A 13615-nucleotide genomic window follows, 5' to 3' on the forward strand; every position below is an offset into this window, starting at 1 on the left:
GATTGAGAATTTTATTTTCTCTTAAATCTTCTGGATGCTTTTTTTTGTAGCCATAACTTACGAAATTTAATTATATTCGTAAGGTACTAAAACTACGGTAAGTGCTACCGAAGGTTTAGTTCAACAGGTACTACAACGGATTTGAGCAATTGGCTTAATGGAAAGTTGATTTTGTATTTGGGATGATTTGCTTCGCCTATTCGCTATCGCTCGGGTGGCAAATCCGAAAATAGGGCTAAATTTAATCCCAGCCCCCCGCTACGCAAAGTCTCCGACTTTGAGTGTGTGTTTTTCAGTCTCCGACTGACTTTAAAATTCAAATATTTGAAAAACAAAATCGGTTAAAAACCGAAAGTCCCTTCCGCAAAGTCGGAGACTTTGTGGAACGCTGTGATAAACATCTGAAATTAAAATTCGTTGATCAAAAATCTGAAATCTGCTCCTCTTTATACTGAAAGCTGTTGTTTCCAAATACAACAATAATTTAAAGCATTAATTTACAAATTATTATTCTATTCATACTTATTCAAATCTAGATTAAGAATAGTACCAACTCTGCTAAACTCTTCATTAATCTTTGCATTCAAGATGAGTTGTTCATTTGTTATTGGATGATTAAAAATTAACTGATGTGCATGAAGCATCATTCCTTTCAGTTCAAAATTCTCCAACCATAATTTATTTTGTTTGTTACAGCCATGTGGACGACTTCCTAAAATGGGATGAAAAATATGTTTGAAATGTTTTCGTAATTGATGCATACGTCCGGTTTCAGGAATCGCTTCTACCAAACAATATCGGGACGTTGGTTGATTGTTAAATTCTAACTCAATTTTGGTACTTTGCAATCGATGAAAGTATGTTATTGCATTTTGTGTAATGCCATCATCATTGGTTAAATCATAATCAATCGTTAGTTCTTCGGGTGACCAACCACGTAAAATTGCTAAATATTTTTTTTCGACTTCGCGTGTGGCAAAACGATCATTCATAATTTTTAAAACGGCTGTATCCAACGCAAATAACAAAACACCAGATGTTTTGCGATCCAACCGATGAATAGGATAAACGTGTTGGCCTATTTGATTTCTCAATTCCTGAATAGCAAAAATTTTTGCATCGCGCGCATAAAATGATTTGTGGACCAACAATCCACTTGGTTTATTAATTGCTATAATATATTCGTCTTGGTAAAGAATTTCTAACATTTGGCAAAAATAAAAGAGATTTCTATTGAAATCTCTTTTTTGACTTATTTATTTCTATACTTTGCTTTTTTCATTTTAGTTCGAAAAACAAAATAGAAGATTACGATTGCTAAAACTGTTATTAAAATTGTCTCCCGTTGATCAAAAATCTGAAATATCACCCCAACCATCCATCACGATCCAAACTTCTGTATTGAATGGCTTCGGCAATGTGAGATGAAAATACTGCTTCGGAAGCATCTAAGTCGGCTATAGTGCGTGATACTTTCAAAATTCTATCGTAAGCCCGGGCCGAAAGATTCAATCGTTCCATCGCATTTTTTAATAATGATTTTGAATCTTCGTCCAGAACACAATATTCTCGGATGTGTTTGGTGTTCATTTGTGCATTATAATGAATGTTGTCCATCTTTTCAAATCGTGTCGATTGAATTTCGCGTGCTGCCGTCACTCTTTGTCGAATCGTCATACTGTTTTCGGTTTTTTGATTATCAGATAATTTTTCGAAAGGAACAGGGGTAACTTCAATATGAATGTCAATTCGATCTAATAAAGGACCAGAGATTTTACTTAAATAACGTTGCATTTCATAAGGAGAAGCGGTTTGCGCTGCACTTGGATCATTAAAAAATCCACTTGGACTTGGGTTCATACTTGCAACTAACATGAATGAAGAAGGGTAGGTGACCGTAAATTTGGCTCTTGAAATAGTTACTTCTCTATCTTCCAGCGGTTGACGCATTACTTCAAGTACATCTCGTTTGAATTCGGGTAATTCATCTAAAAATAAAACACCATTGTGTGCCATTGATATTTCGCCAGGTTGTGGATAACTTCCGCCGCCGACTAGTGCCACATTTGAAATCGTGTGATGCGGACTGCGGAAAGGTCTTTGATTCATTAATCCCACTTCTTTTAATTTCCCGGCTACACTATGAATTTTAGTAGTTTCTAAGGCTTCGTGTAAAGTCATAGGAGGAAGGATACTTGGTAAACGTTTAGCTAGCATTGTTTTTCCTGCACCGGGAGGGCCAATTAAAATAATATTGTGTCCGCCAGCCGCCGCAATTTCCATACATCTTTTAATACTGTCCTGACCTTTAACATCAGAAAAATCAAATTCGGGAAAATCCAAATCTTTATAGAATTCGGCGCGAGTATCAATTTTGGTTGGTTCCAGATTTCCTTTTCCTTCGAAGAAATCAATTATTTCTTGTACGTTTTCGATACCATAAACATCTAGTCCTTTAACTATAGCAGCTTCTTTTACATTTTGTTTTGGAAGAAAGAAACCTTTAAAACCTTCTTCTTTTGCTTTTATGGCAATGGGTAAAGCGCCACGAATGGGTTGGAGGCTTCCATCAAGGGATAATTCTCCCATGATGACGTATTGGTCTATTTCGTCTCCTTTTATTTGTCCTGAGGCCACAAGAATGCCCAAAGTAAGCGTTAGGTCGTAAGCGGAACCTTCTTTGCGTAAATCGGCAGGAGCCATATTGATGGTTATTTTTTTGCCGGGCAACATATAACCATTGTTTTTTAAAGCAGCTGCAATCCGATAACTACTTTCTTTGATAGCGTTATCAGGTAGTCCTACTAAATGATAACCTACTCCTTTATCGATGTTGACTTCAACGGTGACTGTTGTTGCTTCTACTCCAAAAACGGCACTTCCATAGGTTTTTACTAGCATGTCGGATATTTTTTATTAAAAATAATAAATTTTAAAATACAAGAATAATTTGGTTAGAAGTTTTAATGAAAAATAAATAGACGTTGGCATAATCTGCTTTGCCAATTTTCTTTTTTGCTTGATCAAAAAAGAAACAAAAAAATCAAGTCTTGCGCTTCCTCGTCGGTCAAATTAGTTTTCGAATTAGCTTCGCTCTGTTCGCCTTTGGCTCGAGTCTAAAAGAAAATAACTCGCTACGCTCAAACAGATTTTCTTTTTACGTATCCTTCAAACATTTGACACTCGACTGCGGAAGCTAAGGACAGTTAAGTATTGAAAACAACATTGTTTTTATTTATAATTCATTTAGATTACTTTTTTAGAATAAAAATTATACCTAGAACAGACGTATTTAATAATTACACCCAACGGCTTATTAATTATCGATTTCAAAAGAAATACTACTGTTTTATTTATGGAAATAAAGAATAAGATATTGCAAATAGTAATTTTTAATACTAATTTTAAGACCTAAGTGGTTGATATGATACATTCTAAAAGAATTGTTAAATAAAGGAAAAAATGTTTTTTCTGTTTTTATTAGATATTTGATGGACTTTATTTATGAAATTTAGATTATACCAGCAAAATAATTGGTTAAATCGATTTTCTTTTGCGAAAAATAAAATATAATAAGAATTCACTTTAATAAAAAGATGTTAAAATCTGGATTCTTTATGAAATTCCAAAAAATAGTCTGGTTGAAATTTAACAAATCGTTATTTTTTACATATTTTGAGCTTAGTACCCGTAAAATTTAAGGGGGTTAATTGAATTAATGGTAAAAGTTAAAACATTTGTTGCTGTTTTTTAGGGGGGCTATTAATCATTTTATATTTTTGATAAAATTTTAAACCAAAAAACAATGAGAAAAATCAGTTTAAGTGTGATAATGATTGCTCTTTTAATCGTTACACTATTTTCAAGTTTTATTTTAACTGGAAATCCAGTTCCTTCAGAAGCAGTAGCTTTCAATACAGGTGATACAGCTTGGTTGATTGTCGCTACAGCACTTGTATTAATTATGACTCCAGGATTAGGTTTTTTCTATGGTGGTATGGTTGGTAAAAAAAATGTTATCAGTACAATGTTGCAAAGTTTTATGGCAATGATTATTGTTACTGTATTATGGGTTGTAGTTGGATTTAGTTTGTCTTTTGGAACTACTATCGGAGGTTTCATTGGAGATCCAACAACTTATTCTTTCTTTCAAGGGGTTGGTACTCATACAGCATGGAGTTTAGCACCTACAATTCCTTTTATGTTGTTTGCTTTGTTTCAAGCTAAGTTTGCGGTTATTACTCCAGCCTTAATTACAGGAGCTTTTGCTGAAAGAGTTCGTTTTTGGGCTTATATGTTGTTCATGGTATTATTTATTTTATTTATCTATGCTCCTTTATGTCACATGACATGGCATCCTGATGGATTGTTCTTTAAAATGGGAGTATTAGACTTTGCCGGAGGTACAGTAGTACACATGAGTGCTGGTTGGGCTGCGCTTGCAGGGGCAATCTTCTTAGGAAAAAGAAAAGTACAAAAAGTTAATCCGGCTCGTATTACTTATGTATTGTTAGGAACAGGTTTATTATGGTTTGGATGGTTTGGATTCAATGCGGGTTCATCTCTAGGAGCTAACGAATTAGCGGTTCAGGCTTTAGGAACAACATCTGTTGCTGCTGCTGCTGCTGGTATGGCTTGGGTATTTATGGATAAAATTTTAGGTCATAAATTATCTGCTATGGGAGCTTGTATTGGAACTGTTGTAGGTTTAGTAGCTATTACACCTGCTGCCGGATTTGTAAGTATTCCACATGCAATCTTTATTGGTTTATTTAGTAGTATTGTAAGTAACTTTATGGTTAGTAAATTTCCAAAAGGAAAAATTGATGATGCTTTAGATGTATTTGCTTGTCACGGTGTTGGTGGTATGGTAGGTATGTTGTTAACAGGAGTTTTTGCTTCTAAAGATGTGAATGCTGCTGTAGTAGATCAAGGACTTATCTTTGGTGAATCTACTTTGTTTATTCATCAATTGACAGCCTTAGTTCTTGTATCTATCTTTGCATTTGTTGGTTCTTATGCTTTGTTCTTTATTGTTAACAAAATTACTCCTTTAAGAGTTACAGAAGATAAAGAAGAATTAGGTTTAGATATTTCTCAACACGGAGAATATTTGTAATCAATATTTCTTAAGTTTAATAAATATAGAAAAGCTTAGTTAACCCGTTAACTAAGCTTTTTTTTATTGCTGTAAATCGAATAGAAATGATGTTTTAGAATTAAATAATGTTATTGACTTTTAATTTACGACATTTTTTAATTAGGACTTCGACTCTGCTCAGTCTGGCAATGTAAAGGTCATTTATATTGCTTTTTGTGAAAGCAATAATACCATTTAGAAATATAAAATAATCCAATTTTCCAACTCCCTCTCCTTTGGAGAGGGTTGGGGTGAGGTAAACAAAAAACTGTTTTTTAATCTCTTGGGTTTAATTCCTCGAAGCTCTGCTTCGACTCTTTTTTTGTAATATTGTGTTGTGAGCGAGTATATACATAAAAGTCATAATGTTTCAGTTTTGTTATATCATTTTGTATGTCCTGCAAAATATAGGCGAATTGTTTTTAGTAGTAATGTTGAACAAAGTTTGAAAGAGATATGTATTGAGATTTCTAAACGATATGATATTGTTTTTGTCGAAATAGGAAGCGATCAAGACCATGTTCATTTTCTCATTCAAAGTGTTCCAATGGAAAGTCCGACAAAAATAATTCGAATAGTAAAAAGTATAACAGCAAAAGAAATATTTAAAAGGCATCCAGAAGTAAAGCAAAAGCTTTGGGGAGGAGAGTTTTGGTCTAAAGGTTTTTATGTCAATACAGTAGGAAAGCATGGGGATGAAAATACAATTCAAAATTATGTAAAATCTCAAGGAAAAGAAAAAGAATATAAAAAAATACACAGTCAACAATTATCGATGTTCTAATACCTCTGGGGCTCTGCCCCGAGGTAGTTTATTACGCAAAAAAAAACAGGGATTGCTGACAATAGCAATCCCTGTTTTTTGTGTAAAATAAATTGTTCTTTTGCTTAGAATCCTAGTTCTGCAAAAGTATTTCCCTGTTTAATATCTCCTGATTTATAGCCTTTCATAAACCAATATTTACGTTGTTCAGAAGTTCCGTGTGTGAAAGATTCAGGAACAATATGACCTTGCATTTTAGCTTGAATAGCATCGTCTCCTACAGCATGAGCAGCGCTTAGAGCCTCGTCAATATCACCTTCTTCCAGCATGTTGTTCATTTGCTGGTTGTAATGCGTCCAAACCCCGGCATAAAAATCAGCTTGTAGTTCTAAGGCAACCGATAATTTATTGGCTTCAGCCTTAGTTTTGCCTTGTTGCATTTGTCTCATTTTATCCGAAGTTCCTAATAAAGTTTGTACATGATGGCCTATTTCGTGAGCAATTACATAAGCAGTGGCAAAATCACCACCTTGTGCTCCAAATCTGGTTTTTAGTTCTTCAAAAAAAGTCAAATCCATATATACTTTTTGGTCGGCAGGACAATAAAAAGGACCGGAATCGGAAGAAGCATTGCCACAGCCTGTTTGAACTCCACCGCTAAACAAAACCACATTTGGTTTTTTATATTCTAAATTATTTTCTTCAAAAATTTTAGTCCATACATCTTCATTGTCAGCAAGTATGGTTTTTACAAAGGCTTGTTCTTCGAGTTCTTTTGCAGTTAAGTCTCTTTGTTCAGTTGGTGGTTGTTTTTGCCCTTGATTTAACTGCTCTAGTACAGGAGTAATCATTTGGGCATTTTCACCTCCAAAAACATTTATTAATAAAATGATAATTCCAAGAATTCCACCGCCAATAACTGTTTTTCCTCCAGAGGACATTCCTCTTCTGTCCTCGACATTGTCACTTTGTCTTCTACCAATCCATTTCATAGCGTTGTTTTTTTAGTTGATAATTATTTAACCCATTTTGTTAGTGTTTTTTCAATGATTCCTTTTACAATTGGTTTCGAAATATAATCATTCATGTCCATTTCGATACATTTGTTTCTTTCTTCTTTTTCTGTCCCGGCAGTAATGGCTATGATAGGAACATTTTTTCCTAATGTTAGTTTTCTAATTTCCTCAGTAGCTTCATAACCATTCATTATTGGCATTTGAATATCCATAAAAATAATATCAGGAAGACTATTTTCAAATTGAGTAATAGCCTCAAGTCCATTTGAAGCTTCAAAAATTCTAGCTTCAGGAATTGTGTTTTTTATGATGGTTCTTAGTAAAAGCATGTTTATTTTGTTGTCTTCAACAAGCAAAATTTTTGAGTTTTGCAAATTAGGATTAGCCTCAAGAAAGTTAGTTTTTTCTACAGTTACCGCTAGTTGTTTTGAAGGTTCTTTCTCTAATAAAAGATTATTTGTTTTTAAATCTAAATCAAAATAAAAACAACTTCCTTTTCTTATTTCACTTTTTAACTTTAAGTGACTATTCATTAAGTTCAGAAGCTTGTTTGAAATAGTTAATCCAAGACCTGTTCCTCCAAATTTTTTGGTAGTGGAACTGTCTTCCTGAGAGAAGGCTTTGAATATTTTTCTTTGATTTTGTTCTAAAATTCCAATACCGGAATCAACTACTGCAAAGCGTATTTTAGTTTGAGTATCGCTTGATTTTTCTTTTACAGAGATATTTAATTTAACGATTCCTTTTTCTGTAAATTTAACAGCATTGGATAATAGATTGATCAGTACTTGTTTGATTCTAACAATGTCAATCCAAAAATAATTAGGAACATCATCGGCAATATGTAACTCTAATTTTAAGTTTTTTTGATTGGCTTCAAAATGAATTAAGTCAATGACCTGGGTTAGTAATTCTTTTATTTTTTGTTTTTCAATATGTAATTCAAGTTTACCGGCTTCTATTTTTGAAAAATCTAAAATATCATTTACAATCTCCAATAAAGTATGAGCCGATTGATTTACCGTAATCATGTGTTTTTCCTGAATATGATCCAGTTCCGTTTTCATTAATAAATCGGTAAAACCAATTATTCCATTAAGAGGTGTTCTAATTTCATGGCTCATATTAGCTAAAAACTCCGATTTGGCTTTATTGGCTGTTTCTGCATATTCTTTAGCTTTAATGGCTTTTTCGGCTTCTTTACGCTTGCTAATATCAAGCATAATACCTTCGATATATTTAATTTCTCCGTTTTTAACAACAGTATCAATAAATTCATCTATCCAAACAATGTCTCCTTTCTTATTTATGATACGATAGGTGATGTGAAAAGCTTCTAGTTTTAATAATTTAGCACTTGATTTTATAAGGGTTTTTTCTAAATCATCGTGATGAATTAAATCTTTGAATCGGATTCTTTTTTCAAGGAAATCCTCTTTTGGATAACCCGTAAGTTTTTCAATCTCATCATTAAGATATATTTTGGTATAATCTTCATCATTTTCAGATAAGTATACGGTTCCAGGAATATTATTGGCTAATAATCGGAACTTTTCTTCACTCTCGTTAATAGCAATTTCGGATTCAATTCGCTCTATAGAAGAGCCAATATTCATGGTTAATGTTTGCAAAATTTGCACTTCATCATCAGCCCAAATTCTATCTTCATTCAAATCATTTAAACCAAGAACACCATGGAATTTATTTTTAACAAAAACAGGAAAAAGTATTAACGAAGCAGCATCCAATGCTTCAAGTTTTTTCTTTAATAAAGGGTCTTTTATGTTTGAAACGACAACTTGGTAAACTCTATTTTCTATTTGGGTAGGGTTAAATTCACCAAAAAAAGAATAGGGTAAATTTTGATAGTCAGGATTTAATTCTGTTAAAGTATCATTACCATTTGTCCAACGGTATTTTTGACTAATGGTTTGATTTGTACTGTCATTTTGGTAATAAAAACTGCGGTAGGATTTGGTTGCTTTTCCAATGATAATAAGCACATCCGAGAAAACATTATCAATATTTTTTACATTTAAAAATCGTTCCGTACATAAATTCATTGCCGAAAGTAATTCACTTTTGTAAGTCAATTTTTCTTCTACTTCCAGTCTTCTTTTAGATTCAAAAGCGATGGTAATACTGTCAGCAATTGCTCTGGCAAAATTAATATCTTCATTATCCCATTGTTTGATAGTATTGGTGACTTCTATACAAAGAATACCTATTAGTTTCCCGTTTATAAAAACGGGGGTGTCTATCATCGAATAAATATTATTTTTTTTAAGATAATTAGTGTGTAATTCTTTTGTTATGATATTGTTCCTGACATCAGAAGCAACTAAAGAGGTTTTACTTTCTATGGATTGAAAATATTTAGGATAAAGCGCTTTAGTCAATACGCATCCATCTGTAAATTCATTTGTTTTTGAATCATATAGTAGAAGACATTTAATTTTATCATCAAAAGACTCCCAATAGCTCACTCTATTAGCGTCGATTGTTTTAGAGGTGTTTTCGAGTATTGATTTTAATTTTGTTTCTAATGTTTCATGAATTGAATAACTTTTAGCAGTAAATTGTTTTAAATTTTCACTGTACTTTTTATTTTTTTGTTCTCTTTTTTGTTTTTCAATCTCAATATTTTTTAAAAAAGTGATGTCTCTGGAAATACTTGAGTATCCTTTTATTTTGCCCAAATCGTTATGGCTAAGCATTACTTTTTGGGTTACCCATAGCATTTCACCATTTTTTTTCAAAATAGGAAGTTCTACTAATGGAAATTCGGAACCATTTTCAGAATTACTGCTAGTGTAAAAGCTGTTTAGTATTGCGGTATAATCATCTCTAATAAACTGAGAATAATGTTGATTTAACATTTGACCTTCAGTATACCCCAAGGTTTTTAGTGTATAATTGTTTACAAAAATAATTTTGCCTTCTAAGTCAATTTCATAGATAAAATCTTGAGCATTTTGAATTAAATTTCGGTATTGATTTTGAATTTGAACTTCATTGCTTATATCTTGTCCTATTCCAATGATTAAATCGTCAGAAAATTGTTTGTTATTCCATTGGATGAATTTGATGTCTCTGTTTTTACATTGTAATTTTTGAATAAATATTTTGTCATTTATCTGACTTTCAAAAGATTCTTTTGAGGTTATTTCGGGATTTTCGGTTAATTTATAATAACCATACCCCATGATTTCTCCCACAGGATAACCCAAAATACTTTTTACATTTTCGCTACAAAAAACAATTTTATTGTTTCTATTTTTTGCCATAATCAACGAATTCCCTTTATTGATAATTTGATTGTAAAACTGGAATTTATCATTTAAATCTTGAATAGACATATGACGAATATAATTGATAAAAACCACTACTAAGGTGTAATTAAAAATAACGGTAAGTCTGTTTAAAGGTGCCAGTTTTAATAATGAAACACTAATGAGATAGCTAAAAGTGAAAGCAACAAAAAGCCAATAAAGTTTTGACGGTTTCAAAATATTGTATGAGAAATAAACAAATAAAAGAAAGCCTAAAAAAGGGATATTATCGTCAGATAAATGAATTAAATTCCTACAAACATTAAAAAAGGCAACAACAAAAACGATTCGGAAGATTTTTTTTATGTTGCGAAAAACGAAATCTGATTTTGTACTAATATAAGCAATCCCAATTAAGAAAAATGAAATACTAAGATTAGTAAATAACATGCTTTTAGGTCTTAACTTAAAAAACTCAAAGGTTAATTCTAATATTAAAACAATGATTCCTAAGAAAAGAAAATGGAGTTGACATTCTTTGTTTTCAGAATATTGAGAGCTAAAGTTCTTGATGAATTTATCCCCAATGGCATATTTAATTTTATGAAATTTATAAATCAGTAAGAAAATGATTAAAAAGATAAATGGCACAACAGTTCGATAAAGATTTTTATCAATAGGCAATTGATCCATTATATCAAACATTTTAATTACCGACAAATTGTTACCACCACTAATGCCAATGCTTTCTGTAAAGGTTTTTAATAAAAAGCTATAGTGTAGTATCATATTTAATAATTAAATGCGGAATATTTTTTAACAAAATAAGCACTGAAAGTTTGCTAAAAATAACAATAATTAAAAGAAAAACGTAATGCTTTTGTTGAAAAGATTTCAGCTGTTTTTGTAAAGGAAAGTCTTTTATTCCTCAAAACCAATAATAGTATTATAGATGGCATAATACATGGAATACAAAAAAGGAAGTGTGAAGAACAATCCAATCATAAAAAAGAAAAACCCTGTTATAACAGCTAAATAAGTAATAACCATAAGTCCTAAAAGAAGCAACGGTTGTTTTAAAACTAAAGTAGCACTAGTAGTTATGGCTTCAACGGCATTAAAATCACTGAAGATAATTAATGGAATAGCGAGTATGCTTAGAAAAGAAACGGTTAAAGAAGCTAAGATTCCTAGCATAGGAATTCCGGTTGTATCAAGGATTGAAGAAAATCCAAAACTTATAACTGAAATAATAAAAGTGACGAAAAAGAGTTCTTTGAAGTAAGGCCATTTATAATATTCAAAAACGGTAGATACATGAAATTCTTCGTCTAGGTGGGCACAATGAGCCATTTTGATAAATCCGGCAAAAAACGGACTAATCAAACAACTAAATAAAGTGACACAGCCAACGTAAGCTAATAAAAAATTATCGGATACATTTTTAGGATCAAAATTCCCAGGTTTTATTAGTTCTTGAAAATTTTTAATTCCATAAGTAAAGGCAATTATTAAAAAGGCTGCAATCATGAAAAAAACAGTGGAAACCAAAAACAATAAGCCAGCATAAAGGGCTATTTTTTTATAATTTTCAAAAGCAAGGTTAAAAACAGTTTCAAATTCTAAAGGATATCCATTGGTTTTTAAGTCTTGAATTCGGCTTTTATTTGATTTCATAGTTGATTTTAAGAGAAATAATTAATTCTTTAACGAAGGTATAAATCTAAGGTTTTTATTTTTTATGATAGAGTCTAAAAAAAATAAATTATACTGCATTCCAAATGGGATCGTTTGGTGTAGGAGCAATGATGGTTAGCGTTTCTTTAGAAACAGGGTGGGTAAAAACTAACTTTCGGGCGTGCAAATGAATTCCTCCATCTGGATTGCTTCGGTCAAATCCGTATTTTAAATCGCCTTTTATTGGAGAACCTATTGCGGCTAATTGCGCTCTAATTTGGTGGTGTCTTCCTGTATGTAAATTGATTTCTAAAGCAAAATAATTGTTGAGTTCTTTGATGATTTGGTAGTCTAAACTGGCCATTTTGCTATCAGGAACTTCTTTTAAATGGGCTTTAGAAGTATTGTTTTTTTCGTTTCTTTTGATGTAATGAATGAGTTTCGCTTCGTTTTGCAAAGGCTTGTTTTTTACAACTGCCCAATAGGTTTTTTGAGTTTCTCTATTTTTAAATAATTCATTCAATCGGGTTAAAGCCTTGCTAGTTCTGGCAAAAACTACAATTCCAGTTGTAGGTCGGTCTAAACGATGTACCACACCAAGAAATACTTCTCCAGGTTTATTGTATTTGTCTTTGATGTATTCTTTAACAACTTCGCTTAGTGGTTTGTCTCCGGTTTTATCACCTTGAACAATATCGCCCACACGTTTGTTGATTACAATAATATGATTGTCTTCATGCAAAACCTGAAGGTTGTTTTTATTTGAAAGTTCTTTCATTAAATGGCTTTATTTGAATACAAAAATAGCTGTTTTACTAAAATGATTGCGGTTACATAAAAAAGAAAATGCTCAAAATATTTCGAGCATTTTTCGGATGAATATTGACTTATTAAGTTCTATAAGCCGTTAATATTGTTCTTTTTCGTTAGGGAAATTTTTCGATTTCACATCACCTACATATTGGCTAATAGCCGAAGTCATTCCCTCGTATAAATTCATGTATCTACGTAAAAATCTAGGGCTAAATTCGTTGTTCATTCCCAGCATATCGTGTATCACTAATACTTGACCATCTACTCCTGAACCAGCTCCAATACCTATTACAGGAATCGAAATGCTTTCGGCAATTTGTTGGGCTAATTTTGCTGGAATTTTTTCTAAAACTAAGGAGAAGCAACCTAGTTTTTCCAACAGTTTGGCATCTTCAATCAATTTTAGGGCTTCTTGTTCTTCTTTGGCTCTTACGGTATAAGTCCCAAATTTATAGATAGATTGCGGTGTTAAGCCTAAATGTCCCATTACAGGAATTCCTGCATTCAATATTTTTTTGATGGATTCTTTGATTTCTTTACCTCCTTCTAATTTCACGGCGTGACCACCACTTTCTTTCATGATTCGAATAGCAGAGCGCAAGGCTTCTTTTGGATCCGATTGGTAGCTACCAAAAGGCAAATCGACAACGACTAAAGCTCTAACAGCACCTCTTACTACTGAAGAAGCGTGATAAATCATTTGGTCCAACGTAATTGGTAAAGTGGTTTCGTGTCCAGCCATAACATTAGAAGCCGAATCTCCCACAAGAATCACATCGATACCGGCAGAATCAACAATTTTAGCCATCGTAAAATCATAAGCAGTCAACATGGAGATTTTTTCTCCTTGTGCTTTCATATCAATTAAGGACTTTGTTGTAATTTTTTTATAGTCTTTTTTCGCTGTTGACATAGTCGTAGTTTTAGGAACTGC

At 32.2% G+C, this 13615-nt stretch carries 9 protein-coding genes; 2 read left to right on the forward strand and 7 right to left on the reverse strand.

Going from position 1 to position 13615, the window contains the following annotated elements; all coding sequences use genetic code 11:
- Positions 1-512 precede the first annotated feature (512 nt).
- On the reverse strand, positions 513-1208 hold the full coding sequence (locus GTZ96_RS16325) for a pseudouridine synthase (protein ID WP_161644979.1): 696 nt from the start codon (positions 1206-1208) through the stop codon (positions 513-515).
- Positions 1209-1365: 157 nt separating this feature from the next.
- Positions 1366-2901, reverse strand: coding sequence for a YifB family Mg chelatase-like AAA ATPase (locus GTZ96_RS16330; protein WP_161644980.1), 1536 nt, complete (start codon positions 2899-2901; stop codon positions 1366-1368).
- A 904-nt stretch (positions 2902-3805) separates the two neighbouring features.
- Between GTZ96_RS16330 and GTZ96_RS16335 the strand changes: the two genes are divergently transcribed.
- The gene (locus tag GTZ96_RS16335; protein WP_161644981.1) at positions 3806-5119 is read left to right on the forward strand and encodes an ammonium transporter; all 1314 of its coding nucleotides are present in this window, start codon (positions 3806-3808) and stop codon (positions 5117-5119) included.
- 358 nt (positions 5120-5477) lie between these two features.
- Complete coding sequence (tnpA, locus tag GTZ96_RS16340) at positions 5478-5924, forward strand: IS200/IS605 family transposase (protein ID WP_161644982.1); 447 nt, start codon at positions 5478-5480, stop codon at positions 5922-5924.
- Between the two features lie 104 nt (positions 5925-6028).
- Here the strand turns inward: tnpA and ypfJ are convergent, their stop codons facing one another.
- From ypfJ to panB, 5 genes are all read right to left on the reverse strand, one after another.
- Positions 6029-6895, reverse strand: coding sequence for a KPN_02809 family neutral zinc metallopeptidase (gene ypfJ / locus GTZ96_RS16345; protein ID WP_161644983.1), 867 nt, complete (start codon positions 6893-6895; stop codon positions 6029-6031).
- 23 nt (positions 6896-6918) lie between these two features.
- Positions 6919-10980: a PAS domain S-box protein gene (locus GTZ96_RS16350; protein ID WP_161644984.1), complete on the reverse strand. Its 4062-nt coding sequence runs from the start codon at positions 10978-10980 to the stop codon at positions 6919-6921.
- A gap of 132 nt (positions 10981-11112) precedes the next feature.
- A complete protein-coding gene (locus tag GTZ96_RS16355) occupies positions 11113-11868 on the reverse strand; it encodes a hypothetical protein (RefSeq protein ID WP_161644985.1) in 756 nt (251 codons plus the stop codon).
- Between the two features lie 88 nt (positions 11869-11956).
- Positions 11957-12646 (reverse strand): RluA family pseudouridine synthase, encoded by a 690-nt coding sequence (locus GTZ96_RS16360; RefSeq protein WP_161644986.1) that lies wholly within the window; start codon positions 12644-12646, stop codon positions 11957-11959.
- 129 nt (positions 12647-12775) lie between these two features.
- On the reverse strand, positions 12776-13594 hold the full coding sequence (gene panB, locus GTZ96_RS16365) for a 3-methyl-2-oxobutanoate hydroxymethyltransferase (RefSeq protein ID WP_161644987.1): 819 nt from the start codon (positions 13592-13594) through the stop codon (positions 12776-12778).
- Positions 13595-13615: the final 21 nt, after the last annotated feature.

It is taken from the genome of Flavobacterium undicola (genome assembly GCF_009909155.2).
In the GTDB taxonomy this organism is placed as follows: domain Bacteria; phylum Bacteroidota; class Bacteroidia; order Flavobacteriales; family Flavobacteriaceae; genus Flavobacterium; species Flavobacterium undicola.